This is a genomic window from Rivihabitans pingtungensis (genome assembly GCF_003201855.1).
GTDB classification, from domain to species: Bacteria; Pseudomonadota; Gammaproteobacteria; order Burkholderiales; family Aquaspirillaceae; genus Rivihabitans; species Rivihabitans pingtungensis.
In genome coordinates this window covers 48,420-63,489 of record NZ_QJKI01000023.1, presented here as the reverse complement: position 1 = coordinate 63,489, position 15,070 = coordinate 48,420, and the positions used below count along the sequence as shown (strand labels likewise).

The window sequence follows — 15,070 nt, the reverse complement described above, 5'->3', positions numbered from 1 at the left end:
AGACGTTGTGGCTTGGGCTACGTGACATTGCTGTGTGCGTTGAGGGGATGCGTTTCGCTCGTGAGCTGTTGTAGCACGATGTGTGTAAGGGGATGATCTAGAGGGGCGACGCTCATCAGGCACAATGGGGCCGAGCGATCGCAATCAAACGGGAGTATTACTTTTTCCATAGTACCCAAGAGCAGAATGTTGCTTCAATGGGTATTCTGGAAATTTTACGCCGCAAAGCGGCGAATTCAGCACGTTTTTCTCCAATTTGTGACACATGGCGATGATGCAATGCAATATCGCCATGTGTTTTTAAGAAAGGGTTGTATTCATGCTTCGCATTTTGCTTGCCTGCATGCTGGCACTGCTGACCAGCCTCACGCTGGCCGATGATCTGCCATTGCCAGGCGATGCCGCACCGGTCAGCAGCAAGGCACGTGCCCAAAAGCCCAGCAAACCTCATGCCAGTGTCGCCAGCCATGGCAAGCGCCATGCCGGCAAGCATCTTGGCAAGCGGGCACACAAGCGCGGCAAGGGCAAGACCGTGATTCATGGTCGTCATCACGCAAGCAAAGCCGTATCCAGCAAGGGCAGACAGCATGCACACAGCGCACGCAAGGCCAGCATCCGACACGCAGGCAAGAAAGCCGTGGCACAGCAGAAACACACTAAACATGCGGCAAAGCACGGGCGCAAGGCGGGGCACCACAAAGGCAAGGTCAGCCAGCAGAAAACCACCCACAAGGCAGGCAAGGCAGCGCACAAACACGGTGCACAGTCGCGCAAAGTGAGCAAGCATGCAGGTAAACCTGCACGCTCTGCACGCGCCACGCATCCAAAGAAACCGACACGTCACCGCACACATCACAGATAAGGGAGTCGGCGCGTTGACATGCACCATGGCGCACTTGTGCGTTTGGTGCATGTCATTGAGCGCAGAGCACAAAGCCCGGATTAGCACGTCCGGGCGATGCCAAGAAGGTCAGACAGAAGCAACCACCTCAGCAGATCATGTCACGCCATATAGCTCTGGCCAGAGCCTCATAACCACTTTGTTGAGTATGGTGAGTGGCTCTTATTGCTTCATTGAGCGGACAAATTTTTCGCGGGAAGCCTGACTATCATCATGAGGCGCCGGCGTAGATGCAGCCTGAGCCTGGGCTTGTGTGATCAGCTCAACATCTTTAAGTGGAAATGGTCGGATATTGGCCGTGCCGTTGACGATTCCGACTTCAATCTCTAAAGGGATACCGCGCTTGTAATACGCGTCAACCCGACCACGCCCACTGGTATCATTTACCCAGCCATCAGCCTGCAGCAGATATTTAAAATAATCTATGCCATCATTTTTACGGCATTCCAACAATCGTACCCATGCATGCCCGGGTCGTTCTTTGTTATGTTTATTCAGACAGTCCGTATCATAAAAAGTCGGGCCGAATTCAATTTGAATCGAACGATAACTAAATACGCCGGGATTACGCTTCTGGATACTGAACCGAGTTTCAATAAAATTGTCCATCTCATCCAGAATCAACGATGCCGCACGCACCTCAACCCCTAAAAACTTGCCCATCCGCGGCCGGGTGCAATAAAAAAAGGCATCATTGGCACTGCAGTCAGAGAAGCCTAGCCTCTTGGCATCTTCTTTGGTGCCAGGCACCATCAGGCCGTGAAAATCGTAGGAAGTGATTCGATCTGGTCTGGCACCCAGTTGGCGCATCAGTGGCTCATCAAAAAACTCGCGCTCTTCTCCGCATGAGCTGATGAAAAAACCAACCAGAACCAGCGGCCACACCACCAGCACGGCAAGCGCCATCAGGCGCCCCAGCCAGCGAGAACTTTTGCGCGCCTGCCTCCCGGAAACATGAGAAGGAGCTTGCGTGCGGGAATGATTGTCCTGACTCGTCATTTGTTGCTGTACCTGTGTCCACCCGCCATATCAGGCGTAAGACAATCACCCGGGAGAAACCTGTTTACCAGAGCTTGGGCAATACCGATGTGCCTGCTCGGCATCGCCCATCAACATGCGCCAAACATGCCAAAAATATCAAAAAGCAACAAAGCGGCAAATTTTCTGCACATCAGCAGATTACCGACCAGCCCACAGCGGGTCTCGTTCAAACTGTCGGAATGCAGCTTCCAGTTGCCACTGGCGCTGGGCTTTTTCGCTACTGCCCAGTGCATGGGCGCAACGCGGCGACAAGGCCTTGGCGCCAGGTGTGTCATTGCGGCATACGGCCAGCACTTTACCTGCAGACAGATTGCGCCACAGGCTGTCACCAGGCAGAAAGCTGTATTCCAGGCTGTTTCTGGATAATTGCTTGAGCTGTGGATAGCTCAGCCGGTAAGTTTGCGCAGCGCGCAGGTATTCATGGCTCAGATCGATGCGGGATACACCCTCATCGTCCGAGGCCAATACCACCGGCACACCGGCAGCCAGATACACTGGCAGAGGATGCTGTTCACCCGATACACCCAGAATGACGTCATTGCTGCTCAAACACACCTCGACTGCCACCTGACGAGTGTGCATGGTGGCCAAGGTGCGGGTAGCATGGTCTTCATAGCCAATCGCCACACCATGGCCAATGCGCTTGGCGCCCGCAACGTTCACCGCGTCAGCAATATGATGGCGCAGGGTTTCCGGTGGCGTCAGGCCTTGCGTCAATTCGCCGGCATGCAGGGCGATATTCACGTCCGGCATCTGGCGCGACAGCCAGCCGATCATCGCCATATGCAGGCGATAGTCGCGCAAGGCCACTGGGTCATCCTCAGGCGCCACCAGATTGATGCCAACCACACGGCCGTCGGCGTGGGCCAGGGCAAAGGCAAAAGCCAATTGGCTGAACACCTGTGCCGGGCTGGCGGTGCGGCTGGTTTGTTGCTGCCAGCGCAGGCTGATCTGGCAACCCGGCTGGGCATCAGGCTGCCCGCACCGCTGGGTAGCGCGATAGGCTTGATCAAACTGATCCAGTTCATTCCGGGCAGCCTCGACCTGAGCGTCCAGACCATTGGCCTGCAACCAGGCCAGGCTGGCGGCAAAGTCAGGTGTCTGCGGCCAGGGTAGTTTGCCGGCCAACTCGCGCACCCCCGAACCTTGCAGAGTGGTCATCAGTTCCAGATGCAGGATATTCTGGCTGGCCGCCCGATTGCTGACTTCGGCAGCCAGGGCCACCGAGGCTTCAGGCAAGTTGGCGGGTAGGCGGAAGCGGGAAAAAGTGGCAAAAAACTGGTCATGCCCACTGCTGCCGGACAAAGCGACATTGCGGATGGACAGCTGGTTGACCATGGCGCTGTATACGCCGGACGGCAGTTGGCGGGCAGAGACCGACGGCGACGGGCACGTCGCCCCATCTGGAGAGACAAATGCCAACGTTTGGCTATCGACGCACAAGCCGTGCTCGGCGGCCAGGCGCAAATAGGTTTCCGCATACGCGGCGCCAGTCAAATGGCTGTGCAGATCGGCCCCCTTGGGCAGGCGCTGGACAAATTGTCTCAGCAAAGGGATCTGCTGGCGGTGGGCCTGCAACCATCGGTTGACTTGCGCACTGGCGGCACGATCATCCAGCGCCATGGCGGGCAAGGCCGCCAAGAGCAGCAGCACAGCGGACAGGGCGGTTGTCAGGGAATTTTTCATGTCTGGATCTGTTAAACGGCAGTCGGAGGCGTGTTAGGTCAGTCAGGCCAATGCGAAGGGGCATGAACCGCCATGCAGGTCATGGCGAAAATACAGCTTATGTCAACTGCTTGCATGGACATGGATATATACATGACCCACAGGCTCCTGAAAATCAAACACCATCAATATGGCCAATCGGCGCATGCCCGCCACGGCCCCATCTGGCCCAGTATTTTTACTTAATAAATGGCATGCCAGCATGCCTACCGAGCATTGCAGGCATGATATACCAGTTTAAGCCCGATGTTGGCCATGATCCAACGCAAGCCAATCGATGGCTACGTATTTCTACCTAATAAATAAATAGCTGTAACATGGTAAAAAACGGATGGCGGGGGATTAAACGACAGAATGCCTTGGCTTGCAAGAGGCAGGTCGTTATCAGAAGATAGAATCGTACTTAAAAACCCAGCGCAGCATTCCTGACCAGGCGCGCAGCCGCAGACAGCGCAAGGAGTACGGCAAAGCCGTGAATGACACCAGGCGGGTTTTGCCAGCCACGCTTAGGCGGAGACGACCAGCAAGCCGGCAGCGCCGCCCGGGACAAACCGCGAGAGCCAATTACCAGCGCGGCCAACACGCTGCATGACTTCCACCTCATCGCACGATGGCAAAATCAAGCAGATATCGAGATCTGCTGCACCACAAAATACTTGCGCACCGGGCTGAGCACTTCAAACGCCCCCACAAACCCAGCCGGAATCACCCCGGCTTCACCGGCGCGCACGTCGTGCACCTGACCATCAGCATCATGCAGACGGACATGGCCTTCCAGCACACAAAAAAATTCCAGTTTGTTGGCGGCAAAACGGATACGCCACATACCGGGCTCGCACGCCCAAACACCACACTCCATGCCGTGCATGGCATCAGTAAAATAGGTCCAGGTCTGTCGTTGCGGCGCTCCATGCACCCGACGCTCTGCGGCGGGCTGGTCATGCACGGGGACAGGGGCGTGTTCGGCAAATGCCACAAAACGCAAGAGATCAGGCGTATCCATCATCAATGGGCTTCATCCACTTGGCCATCCACATACAGCCAGCGGCCATCCTGGCAAACAAACCGGCTGTGCTCGGACAGGCGCTGAGCACGGCCATTGACTTTATAGCGGGCCACAAAGCGCACCGTGCCTTGTGCGTCGCCTGGCTGCCCGGCCTGGCAGGCCAACACATCCAGCCCCAGCCACTTGACAGGCGCATCGTCTGCCAGACCCAGCACGGCAGGTCGGGTATCCGGATGCCAGGTGGCCAGCAGATAGGCCTCATTACCCAGCACATAAGCGCTATAACGTGAGCGCATCAGCGCCTCGGCGCTGACCGCCAGCTCACCAGCATGCAGGCGGCCGCAGCAGGCCGCCAGCGCCAGGCCAGAACCACACGGACATGGCGTGGCAGGCGTCTTACAACGGTGGCCGGTCATAGATTTGCAGCAACATATTGGTGAACACTGGTGGCTTGACCGGCTTGGGGTCGAGCAAAGCATAACCTTTGCGCACCGCGTCCAGCTTGTTCATCAGGGTGATGCGCAGCTTATCCTGGGTGATCTTGTTCTGTTGCACCTGCACACTGAGCAGTCGATAGGTGCGGAACACTTCGTCATCCACCGGATGCGGGCCAATCATCGCCAGTCGGCGGGCATTCAACTGGTCAGCGGCTTCAACCCGGCTCAGGCTGCCATTGCCAACCAGATTGGCCAGGCGTTTGGTTTCCTGAAACAGGCTGTTCTGCATGGCGTTGAAGTCCGGCGCAGGCGGCACAACCGGAGGCGGCGCCTGCACAGCGGAGCAGGCGGACAACAGCACCAGTGCACAAGCACCGGCAAGCAGGGTGGATTTCATCGGGCGTCTCCCTCGAAATGATTCTGCTGATGGCATGATTTTGCGCAAGTATGCCGCAAAATCGCATGGTTTGTCCGCTATCCGGGCGCGCCACGAGCTTTTTCCCGGCCTAGACGCTCAGGCATGACAGGGCCGGAGAGAAACGGCAGCCAGGGTCACCGGGCATCACTCCCGGCATCTGACTACAGGCAGAGCAGCCCGACACCGGGAGACGAAGGCCGAAGTTACACTGTCAGATAAGAAGACCGCTTCAGCCCCTGCTTGAGCTCGTTCAGGAAGGCGCCACGCTCATCGCTGGTGAGCTCGGCGCGCACGATTTTGTCCAGATAACGGCTGATCAGGTCTTCCGGCTGCAAATGCACATAGCGCAGCATGTCTTCGATGGTGTCGTGTACTTCCACACCTTCGATGCGCAGCGAACCATCATCCTCGGTGTAGACGTTGACTGAATCCGTGTCGCCAAACAGATTGTGCATATCGCCCAGAATTTCCTGGTAGGCGCCCACCAGGAACACACCGATCAGGTATTCCTCGTCCGGCTTCAGGTCGTGCACCGGCATCGATGATTCAATGCTTTGGTGATCAACATACTGCGTCACTTTGCCGTCCGAATCGCAGGTCAGGTCTTGCAGCACGGCGCGGCGCAGCGGCTGCTCGTCCAGCCGGTGCAAAGGCACGGTGGGCAGCAGCTGGCCAATGCCCCAGGTGTCCGGCAGCGACTGGAACACCGAGAAATTGCAGAAATACTTGTCCGCCAGCTTGTCGTGCAGCTCATCGTACACCTGGCGGTGCGAACGCTGGGCGGCAGTCAGCGCGCGGTGCAGGCGGCGGCACAGCGCGGCGTAGCATTGCTCGGCAAAGGCTTTTTCCGCCAGGCTCAGCTTGCCGTCGGTGTACAGCTCGGTGACGGTGGCCACATACTGGCCGGCGCGGTAATAGGTTTCTGCCGCCAGTTCGATATCGCCGGTCAGCGCCAGCTCGTACAGCTTGTGCAGCGGGTCGGCCAGCTCTTCCAGCGTGTCCACGCTGGGCACGGCGTCAATCGGCTGCTCGACGTCGGTGACATTGGTGATCAGCACGGCGTGATGCGCGGTCAGCGCCCGGCCAGACTCAGACAGCAAATGCGGCATCGGCAGGCCGTGGGCGTCGCAGAATTCATGCATCATGCCGACGATGGTTTCCGCGTATTCGCCAATGGTGTAGTTCACCGACCACGGGTTGCGCGAATGGGTGCCGTCGTAATCCACCGCCAGACCGCCGCCCACGTCCACATGGTCCACCGGCAAGCCCATATTGATCAGCTCGCCATACCAGCGCACCGCCTCGCGAAAGCCCAGCCGATAGTCGCTGATGTTGGCGATTTGCGAACCCATATGAAAATGCATCAGGCGGATGGCGTTTTGCATGCCGGCATCGACAAAACGGCCAATCACCGACAGCACCTGCGCCGCCGACAGGCCAAACTTGCCTTTTTCACCGCCGCTGTCCGCCCATTGGCCGTGCGACAACGCCGACAGGCGCACGCGCAGGCCCACCATCGGCGTCAGCCCCAAGCGCTTGGATTCTTCGATCACCAGCGGCACTTCTGCTTCTTTTTCGATGACGATGAAAATCTTGTGGCCCAGCTTCTGGCCAATCAGCGCCAGGCGGACAAATTCACGGTCTTTATAGCCATTGCAGACAATGGTGCCGCCCGACGGCGCCAAGGCCAGCACCGCCATCAACTCGGGCTTGGAGCCGGCTTCCAGGCCAATGGCCAGGGAGGGGTCGGCGATCATGCTTTTGATCACCGCTTCTTGCTGGTTGACCTTGATCGGGTAGAGCAGGGTATAGCCGTTTTCGTAGCCGAGTTTTTCCCGCGCCTGATCAAAGCCGCCGATGATGCGGCGCACCCGATGTTGCAGAATGTCAGGAAAGCGCACCAGCAAGGGCAGCGCCAGGCCGCGCGCGCGCAGGTCGCGGGTGAGCTGGTAGAGATCCAGCGAGGCGTCGTCGTGCTTGCCGCGTGGGTGCACGCACACCTGGCCGTTGTCGCCGATATCAAAATACCCGGCGCCCCAATGGCGAATGCCGTACATACTGCGGCTGTCTGCAATGGTCCAAGCCATGAATAGAGTCCTTTCGTGGGGCCGCAGGGCGGCCGCGTCGATTGATCCAGTCACACAGCGCCCGCTTCACGGCTTGGGGCCGAATCGAGGCGAAAGGCTCGGCCGCGCGGCATGCGGCCGGCGGACCTGGCGGGCGCGAAAAAAGGACGCGGATTGTAGCAATAAATACTTGGCGCGCGGGGAATTTCCCTCCCTCACCAAGCCAGGAAGCCACCGGCAAAAACAATGGCATCGCCCCTTCTTCCGCCAGCACAACTTACGGAAGCTGAGTGAGAGCGGCCAACAAAACTCAGCACAGCGGTTCTTGCGGTTCTTGGCCGGCGTGTGGCCGTACACAGTACGGGTGTGCAGCAAGGCCACACAACAACGCCAGGAGAGTTTTGCTAGCCAGTCTTGATCTGCACCATAGCAGAACTTGATGACTGTTTGACGGTATGGAAACGACACGGGGCAGACAGGCACCGCATCTGAGCGCAAGAGACAAGAACCCTTACAGACATAGCCAATAACATACATCGTCATATGACAAGCAATGTATTTTACTAAATCAGGGAGAATGCGCACACCACCCAAAAGCTTTCCTGAAGCAAGACCCAGAAAACTGGTTTTATTGCATACACAGTACATCCATCAAGCCAGGAAAATCAGCGCACAATTCAGCAGATTTTGGCCCAGCGCGAGTCGTTCCATGCATCTGACAAAGGTACTGTATTGACACGCCACAGATCCCTCATCACCCACGCGGCACAAGGCAGATCGCGCAGCACACACAGAACGCCACAGCCAGAAAAAAATCAACATACTGATTCTTAAAAAAGAAAACGGCCCGACGATGCAAGACATCGACGGGCCGTTGTCCGTCATCCCCCCGGACGACAGGCAATCAGGCATATAGCGCGTGAATTTTACCCACGCTATATGCAGTAAAAACTATTCGTGGGACTTCTTGATAAAGAACGTGATAGCAGTACCCACCACCACACAGGTGACGACGATGGTGATCAGGCTCAGAATACCCACATCAGACGACAGCAGCTCTTTCATCAATGCCATGTTAACCTCCCCCGGTCGTAGCCGACCTGTATGCCAAGTTTGTTTATTTGCTGTGCACAGTATGCTTCAGTTTAAAAATTATATATATTGACCCACATCAAATATGTGCTGGGTGATGGCACAGACAGACCGGCGACCAGACAGGCAGATTTGCAAGAAAGCAAAAATCCATGACAATGCAGGTTCCACCTTCACCCAGGACACCGCGCTGCCGCGCACGCCATCACCATGCGTCTTGACTCGCCCTCCACGCCCCTGCGTGAACACGAAGCCCGCAAATGGACCATCATCGTCTACAGTCTGCAAGTAGCCTCTCTTTTCGTAGGGGTCACCTTGTTGATCGCCATCATCATCAACTACATCAAACTGGACGACGTGCGCGGCACCTGGCTGGAATCCCATTTTCGCTGGCAGATGCGCACCTTCTGGTTTTCCTTGCTGTGGGGTGTGCTGGGTCTGGCCACCTCATGGTTTGGCGTGGGTCTGATCGTGCTGGCGGTGGCAGGCATCTGGTTTCTGTATCGCCTGATCAAAGGCGCCATCTATCTGTACGACGGCAAGACCATGTATCTGAATACCCTGCCTTGATGGCGCGGCGCACTCACCGGCCGGGCGCTGTGGCTTTTTGGCGACCTGCCCGTCATGTTGCAGTGCAAGGCGCTTGCATTGCCCGGCAAATCGCGGCACACTGCCCCGCATAGAAGCGCTCACACAATGACGCGAAGCGTCCCCGACGCCTTGCCCCGCCGAGCGAACACCAGCGGGGCCATACAGCCAGGGGTTTTTGTAGGCGCCTCTACAAAGAAGCGTTTACAAAATCGAATGTTTGTCTTTTTGAAGCCTGCATCCATGCCCCAAACCGCCCTGCGCCCTCTGCTGTCCCTGTCGCCCTTGCCGGCAGGCGTGCTGCTGTCCGGCGTAGTGGTAAGCGTAGTGGTCCTAGACCACACGCCGCGGGCTGCTGGATAGCGTTCAGGACGATCCGAATCCAACCAAACCCCCGCCGGCGTGACGCTCGCGGGGGTTTGTGCTTTTCCCGCCTGCGTCGCCCGGCCTGCAATATGGAGAACAAGGCATGCATGCCTCTTCCAACACTGCCGCGCACGGCGAAGCCGAATGGTTGACCGGCGCTGAATTAACCGTTCGTTTGCTGGAGCGCCAGGGTGTGCGCGTGCTGTCGGGCATTCCCGGCGGCGCCATCCTGCCGTTTTACGACGCCCTGTCGGCGTCCACCGAAATCCACCACGTGCTGGCCCGTCACGAACAGGGCGCCGGCTTTATCGCCCAGGGCATGGCGCGCACCACCGGCCAGGCAGCGGTGTGCCTGGCTTCGTCCGGCCCGGGCGCCACCAATCTGCTGACCGCGATTGCCGACGCCAAGCTGGATTCCATCCCGCTGGTGGCCATCACCGGCCAGGTGCCGCAAAGCATGATCGGCACCGACGCCTTTCAAGAAGTGGACACCTATGGCCTGAGCGTGCCGATCACCAAGCATAATTTTTTGGTGGACAGCGCCGAAGCGCTGCTGGAAGTGATTCCGCGCGCCTTCTCGCTGGCGCTGTCTGGCCGCCCCGGCCCGGTGCTGGTGGACATCCCCAAAGACGTGCAATTGCAGCGCATTGCCGTCAGCCGCTGGCCCGAGCCGGGTTGCGCCCAGGCCGCGCCGGCGCCGGACGCCGACAAAATCGCCCAGGCGGCGCAGATGATCAACCAGGCCAAGCGCCCGATTCTGTATTTGGGCGGCGGTGTGGTGCACTCTGGCGCCTCCGAAGCCGCCGTGACCCTGGCCGAGCAAGCCAGCCTGCCGACCACCATGACGCTGATGGCGCTGGGCGCCATGCCGGTGGACCACCCCTTGTCGCTGGGCATGCTGGGCATGCACGGCGCGCCGTACACCAATCTGGCGCTGGAAGAATGTGACCTGCTGATTGCCGTGGGCGCGCGCTTTGACGACCGCGCCACCGGCAAGGTGGCGGCATTCTGCCCGAATGCGGCGATTATTCACATCGACATCGACCCGTCCGAGCTGGACAAGATCAAGACCGCCCACATCGGCATCGCCGGCGATGTCGGCGCAGTGCTGGCGCAATTGCTGCCGCAGGTGCAAGCCACCCTGCGCGAAGACTGGAACCAGCGCGTGGCCCAGCTCAAGGCCGAGCGGCCGCTGCAATTGCCCGGCCTGGACGACCCGCGCAGCCATTACGGCCTGGTGCAGGCAGTGGCCGACGCGCTGGACGACAGCGCCTTTGTCGCCACCGACGTCGGCCAGCATCAGATGTGGGTGGCGCAAGCCTACCCGCTGCGCCGCCCGCGCCAATGGCTGACCTCTGGCGGCCTGGGCACCATGGGCTTTGGCCTGCCCACCGCCATCGGCGCGGCGCTGGCCAACCCGGAACGCACCGTGGTGTGCTTCTCCGGTGACGGCAGTATCTTGATGAATATTCAGGAATTTGCCACCCTGGCCGAAGCCGGGCTGAACGTGAAAGTGGTGCTGATGAACAACGCCTCGCTGGGCCTGGTGCACCAGCAGCAGGAGCTGTTCTACGGCGAGCGCATTTTTGCTTCGCGCTTTATCGCCCAGCCGGACTTCCTGCAAATCGCCCGTGGTTTTCGCATTGCCGAGCTGGATCTGGACGCCGCCGCCGACCCGCGCGCCGCGCTCAAGCAGGCGCTGAATGCGCCCGGCCCGTGCCTGATTCACGCCAGCATCGACGTGAAGGAAAAAGTCTACCCGATGGTGCCGCCGGGCGCCGCCAACAAAGAAATGATCGGAGGTTAACCATGACCGCAGAACAACTCACTCGTCCGGTGCTGGAAATCGACGTGAATAACCATCCTGGCGTGATGTCGCATGTGGTGGGGCTGTTCTCCCGCCGCGCCTACAATGTGGAAGGCATCATCTGCGTGCCGGTGGGCAGTGGCGAAACCAGCCGCATCTGGTTGCAGATCAACGAAGACGAACGTCTGGAGCAGATCGTCAAACAGGTGGAAAAGCTGGAAGACGTGCTGGTGGTGCGCCGCCATGACGCCGGCCACCCGGCATTTGCCGGCCTGGAACGCTACGCCGGCTGATTGACGCAAATCTGGCAGTAAAAAACATACGCCCCACCCGGTTGCCCGGCGGGGCGTATGTTTTTACGTCAAAGCAAAAGCGCGGGGTGTCAGACCGCAGCTTCAGCCGGAGCAGCTTGCTTGGCCTTGGCTTGCGGCAGATCCAACAGTTCGGCGTTTTCGTCGCAGAACTTCAGGCCGGCTTCGTAGCCCACCTTGAACAGCAGCTCCAGATTGCTGGCCGACCAGTCCATCACTTGCGGCCAATGCTCTTTGGGGATGCCGCCCATCAGATCCACCTTCAGCAGCTTGCGCTTTTCCTTGCCGGTTTTGTGGTCGATATTGTGCCGATACTGGAACAGGCTGATATCGTCCTTGGCGATTTCCACCAGCGGGGTGATGATCGAACCCACCCAGGCATCGTACAGGTCGCGCGGCTTGCGAATCAGTTGATCGGCCCCGAGGATGTCGAAAATCACCAGGGTGTCCAGGTCGCAGTGCAGGCCTTTTTGCTTGGCGTCTTCGTTGTCGTTGACCAGCGCCTTGAAGTTCAGCGTATCAATCGCCGCACCTTCGATGTAGTCCTCGCCATTCAGGGTGTACGGCGGGTAGATCAGCGGGAAGGAAAACGCCGCGCGCAGATGGGCCGGGGTGATGTCGCCCTTGCCCCAGATGGTCATCTCCGCACGGTTCATATTGTAGGCGTTGATATAGAACTCAGGCTTGAGCTTGGGAATGGCGTCAAAGTCGATCACCTGCTCGGCAAACGGCAGGTGGGCGCACATGCCCAGGCTTTTGCCGCTCAGGTCCGACGGCGACATGGTGGCCAGGAACAGCTTGGCCATGTCCGAGAAAAAGCCATGGCCCATCGGCGAGGACGGGTCGTACAGCGGCTTGGTGAACGGGTTGCGGTTCATGATCCAGTCGCGGTAGGCGGCGGCTTGCTCGCCCGGCTTCATGAACACCTTGAAGTTCACCGGAAAACGATTGTAAATGGCGTCAGACACGCCCACCTTGGCCCAGTCTTCCAGCGCCTGGCGCGGGTTGCCGTTTTTCGGCGCAGCATACAACAAGCCCATCAGCGCGCCTGCGCCAGAGGCGGAAATCACGTCAAATTCTGCGCCTTTTTCCAGAAACGCCACCAAGGCGCCGGCCATCAGCGTGGAGTTGGGCGCACCGCCGCCAATCAGCAGGGCTTTTTTGTGTTTGTGTTGCGGATTCACCTTGGCTGTCATGCCTGTTTCCTTATAGAGGGGATGGAGAGAACGCCCAGCCAGCCACGGTACGCCCCTGGATAAAGAGCGGTCGTTGGAGGTGGCGGGGATGGCGCCGCAGGGGATTCCCGCACACGTGTGCGCCAGACGTGACAATCCCGGCAAAGCCGGGATTGTGCGGTGGGTTTGCTTGCCATGCGGGTGCAGAGACACTTTAAGTCATGGCAGGGGCATTTTCAAATCAATGCGCCAGCTGGCATGCGCAAGTCTGGGAGAGTGTGGTGATTTTGCCGCACCGCAGCATGATGCACGCGGGCAGGTTTGCCGGTGGCCGGCAGCAGGCCCAAGAGCAGGCCGTGTTCTTCCAGGAATTCCTGGCCAGTCTGGTAGCCCACCTCGAACAGGCGCTTGAGGTTGCTTTCCGACCAGTCAAAGATTTCCGGCAGCCAGGCGTCCGGCACATTCTTGTAGAAGTCCAGTTGCAGCACGGTTTTGCCATGCTGGGCCATTTGCATCTTGTACATCTGGGTGTCGCTGTGGGCGATCTTCACCAGCGGGGTGATGATGGATTTCACCCAAGCATCGTACAGATTGCGCGGTTTTTGCAACAAGCGATAGCTGCCCAGGATGTCGGCGACAATCACCACATCAACGTGGTCTTCCACCTCGGGGCGGGTCATCACTTCAAAGTTGAGCGGCTCGATTGAAGCGCCTTCGATATACCACTGGCCATCCAGTTCGTACGGCGGGTAGATGAACGGGAAAGAAAACGCCGCGCGGATGCGCTCGGCCGAGAGTTTTTCCTTGCCCCAGACTTCCATTTTGGATTGGTCCAGATTGAAGGCATTGAAATAAAACTCGCCAGCGTGGTGATGGGCCAGATCAAAATCGACGTAGTCTTCGACAAACGGCAGGTGAGCGCACAAACCCAGGCTTTTTTTGCTGAGGTTGCTCGGGCACATCGACGCCCAGGTCAGCTGCATCATGTCGCTGAGCAGGCCGCCTTGCGGGAACATGCTCTGGCACCATTTCATCCACGGATTGCCCGACATCGCCTGACGGAACTGGTGCGCATGGTCGCCCGGCTTCATGAATACCTTGTGGTTGACGGGAAAGAACTGATAAAGCTCGTCAGACACGCCAATCTGCGACCAACGGGTGAGCGCCTCGATGCGGTCGCCACCACGCGGGCAGTTGTACAACAGACCCATCAGCGCGCCTGCGCCAGAAGTCGACATCACGTCAAACTCCATTTCGCGCTCGGCAAACGCCACCAGTGCGCCAGCAATCAGGCTGGAATTAGGGGCGCCGCCGCCCAGGACAAGTCCGGTCTTCACGTGGGGGGTGCTATTCATCATTGTTCTCCTGCGAACTGATTTCGGTCCAGGGCGCAAGGTGGCAAATACAGATCCGGGCCAACCTTGCGTCATTCTTCCAATGAAACAGTCAGTCTGGTGATGCATGAGGCAGTGCTCGCATCGTCAGGCTGGCGTCAGCTAGCACGCCGGCCTGGCTGGTCACTTGTCACAGGCATGCGCTGACGGGACTCCCCTTTTATTCCTCGTCAGCACCCGAGACAAACGAATGCATACAACATATTTCTTGCTGTTGCTTTTGGCCTGGTTATATGACCATTGCCCCAGAAAAAAGTAAATACGTAAATATGCTTACCAGCTCCGATAAATTCATAAAAATGACTTTATCATCAAAGGCGCACCAGAGCCGGGCACGCCATTTCATGCTGCACCGCAGCGTAAAGATAAGCAGCAAACGGGCCAATTGATCTGACTACTTGCTGATAAGCCAGAAAATTGCTAGTTCTTGAAATTTTTTACCAAATTTCACAAAATTTTCCTTGCTGACTGAACGTTTGTTTTGCAACCGGGCCTTGCATGCCTGATGGCAAAAACTGCCACACCGGCAGAAACGTCCAGCCATGGCGGCAGCAGATGCACCCTTTCAGCACGCTCTGCTGCACGGGCAACACCGGCAAGCCCGGGCAAGTGGGCAGAAAATCACGCAGACAACGATGGCCAGAACAGTCCTCAGCGGCAAAGCAGAAGACTGATGTGTTGCGCGTCAACTGTTGCGCTGCAAGATAGAACCAGCAGCACATCCTCAGCAGATCACCACATAC

At 58.3% G+C, this 15,070-nt stretch carries 13 protein-coding genes; 3 read left to right on the top strand and 10 right to left on the bottom strand.

Features of this window, described 5'->3' with window-relative positions; all coding sequences use genetic code 11:
- Positions 1-157 precede the first annotated feature (157 nt).
- The 8 genes from DFR34_RS16955 to DFR34_RS13830 all read right to left on the bottom strand — a co-directional run bounded on the left by DFR34_RS16955 (position 158) and on the right by DFR34_RS13830 (position 8,668).
- A complete protein-coding gene (locus DFR34_RS16955) occupies positions 158-787 on the bottom strand; it encodes a hypothetical protein (RefSeq protein WP_146215154.1) in 630 nt (209 codons plus the stop codon).
- Between the two features lie 276 nt (positions 788-1,063).
- A complete protein-coding gene (locus DFR34_RS13860) occupies positions 1,064-1,900 on the bottom strand; it encodes a hypothetical protein (RefSeq protein WP_146215153.1) in 837 nt (278 codons plus the stop codon).
- Positions 1,901-2,080: 180 nt separating this feature from the next.
- Positions 2,081-3,628 carry an adenosine deaminase family protein gene (locus DFR34_RS13855; RefSeq protein ID WP_110391757.1) on the bottom strand — a complete coding sequence of 516 codons (1,548 nt, stop codon included), beginning with the start codon at positions 3,626-3,628 and terminating at the stop codon, positions 2,081-2,083.
- A 658-nt stretch (positions 3,629-4,286) separates the two neighbouring features.
- Positions 4,287-4,526 (bottom strand): cupin domain-containing protein, encoded by a 240-nt coding sequence (locus DFR34_RS17655; protein ID WP_276329695.1) that lies wholly within the window; start codon positions 4,524-4,526, stop codon positions 4,287-4,289.
- Between the two features lie 146 nt (positions 4,527-4,672).
- Positions 4,673-5,089 (bottom strand): YchJ family protein, encoded by a 417-nt coding sequence (locus DFR34_RS13845; protein ID WP_110391755.1) that lies wholly within the window; start codon positions 5,087-5,089, stop codon positions 4,673-4,675.
- Positions 5,070-5,507 carry a hypothetical protein gene (locus DFR34_RS13840; protein WP_110391754.1) on the bottom strand — a complete coding sequence of 146 codons (438 nt, stop codon included), beginning with the start codon at positions 5,505-5,507 and terminating at the stop codon, positions 5,070-5,072. Before DFR34_RS13840 ends, DFR34_RS13845 begins: the two co-directional genes overlap by 20 nt.
- 224 nt (positions 5,508-5,731) lie before the next feature.
- Positions 5,732-7,615 (bottom strand): arginine decarboxylase, encoded by a 1,884-nt coding sequence (gene speA, locus DFR34_RS13835; protein WP_110391753.1) that lies wholly within the window; start codon positions 7,613-7,615, stop codon positions 5,732-5,734.
- A 930-nt stretch (positions 7,616-8,545) separates the two neighbouring features.
- Entirely contained in the window at positions 8,546-8,668 is a 123-nt protein-coding gene (locus tag DFR34_RS13830) for a DUF3149 domain-containing protein (protein WP_110391752.1), read from the bottom strand.
- Between the two features lie 228 nt (positions 8,669-8,896).
- Between DFR34_RS13830 and DFR34_RS13825 the strand changes: the two genes are divergently transcribed.
- The 3 genes from DFR34_RS13825 (at position 8,897) to ilvN (ending at position 11,740) form a co-directional block, all read left to right on the top strand.
- Positions 8,897-9,256 (top strand): DUF4870 family protein, encoded by a 360-nt coding sequence (locus DFR34_RS13825; RefSeq protein WP_110391751.1) that lies wholly within the window; start codon positions 8,897-8,899, stop codon positions 9,254-9,256.
- Between the two features lie 487 nt (positions 9,257-9,743).
- Positions 9,744-11,447, top strand: a complete 1,704-nt coding sequence (gene ilvB / locus DFR34_RS13820; RefSeq protein ID WP_110391750.1) for an acetolactate synthase large subunit — start codon at positions 9,744-9,746, stop codon at positions 11,445-11,447.
- 2 nt (positions 11,448-11,449) lie between these two features.
- Positions 11,450-11,740, top strand: coding sequence for an acetolactate synthase small subunit (gene ilvN / locus DFR34_RS13815; protein ID WP_110391749.1), 291 nt, complete (start codon positions 11,450-11,452; stop codon positions 11,738-11,740).
- Between the two features lie 89 nt (positions 11,741-11,829).
- Here ilvN and DFR34_RS13810 read toward each other — a convergent pair whose 3' ends face one another.
- Positions 11,830-12,954 carry a patatin-like phospholipase family protein gene (locus tag DFR34_RS13810; RefSeq protein ID WP_110391748.1) on the bottom strand — a complete coding sequence of 375 codons (1,125 nt, stop codon included), beginning with the start codon at positions 12,952-12,954 and terminating at the stop codon, positions 11,830-11,832.
- Positions 12,955-13,169: 215 nt separating this feature from the next.
- Positions 13,170-14,288 (bottom strand): patatin-like phospholipase family protein, encoded by a 1,119-nt coding sequence (locus DFR34_RS13805; RefSeq protein ID WP_211309422.1) that lies wholly within the window; start codon positions 14,286-14,288, stop codon positions 13,170-13,172.
- Between the last annotated feature and the right edge of the window lie 782 nt (positions 14,289-15,070).

Coding starts and splice junctions, on each gene's coding strand:
- DFR34_RS13840 (WP_110391754.1), bottom strand. CDS start 5,507: ATGAAATCCACCCTGCTTGCCGGTGCTTGTGCACTGGTGCTGTTGTCC.
- DFR34_RS13825 (WP_110391751.1), top strand. CDS start 8,897: ATGCGTCTTGACTCGCCCTCCACGCCCCTGCGTGAACACGAAGCCCGC.
- DFR34_RS13810 (WP_110391748.1), bottom strand. CDS start 12,954: ATGACAGCCAAGGTGAATCCGCAACACAAACACAAAAAAGCCCTGCTG.
- DFR34_RS13830 (WP_110391752.1), bottom strand. CDS start 8,668: ATGGCATTGATGAAAGAGCTGCTGTCGTCTGATGTGGGTATTCTGAGC.
- speA (WP_110391753.1), bottom strand. CDS start 7,615: ATGGCTTGGACCATTGCAGACAGCCGCAGTATGTACGGCATTCGCCAT.
- DFR34_RS17655 (WP_276329695.1), bottom strand. CDS start 4,526: ATGGAGTGTGGTGTTTGGGCGTGCGAGCCCGGTATGTGGCGTATCCGT.
- ilvB (WP_110391750.1), top strand. CDS start 9,744: ATGCATGCCTCTTCCAACACTGCCGCGCACGGCGAAGCCGAATGGTTG.
- DFR34_RS16955 (WP_146215154.1), bottom strand. CDS start 787: ATGCTTGCTCACTTTGCGCGACTGTGCACCGTGTTTGTGCGCTGCCTT.
- DFR34_RS13860 (WP_146215153.1), bottom strand. CDS start 1,900: ATGACGAGTCAGGACAATCATTCCCGCACGCAAGCTCCTTCTCATGTT.
- DFR34_RS13845 (WP_110391755.1), bottom strand. CDS start 5,089: ATGACCGGCCACCGTTGTAAGACGCCTGCCACGCCATGTCCGTGTGGT.
- DFR34_RS13855 (WP_110391757.1), bottom strand. CDS start 3,628: ATGAAAAATTCCCTGACAACCGCCCTGTCCGCTGTGCTGCTGCTCTTG.
- ilvN (WP_110391749.1), top strand. CDS start 11,450: ATGACCGCAGAACAACTCACTCGTCCGGTGCTGGAAATCGACGTGAAT.
- DFR34_RS13805 (WP_211309422.1), bottom strand. CDS start 14,288: ATGAATAGCACCCCCCACGTGAAGACCGGACTTGTCCTGGGCGGCGGC.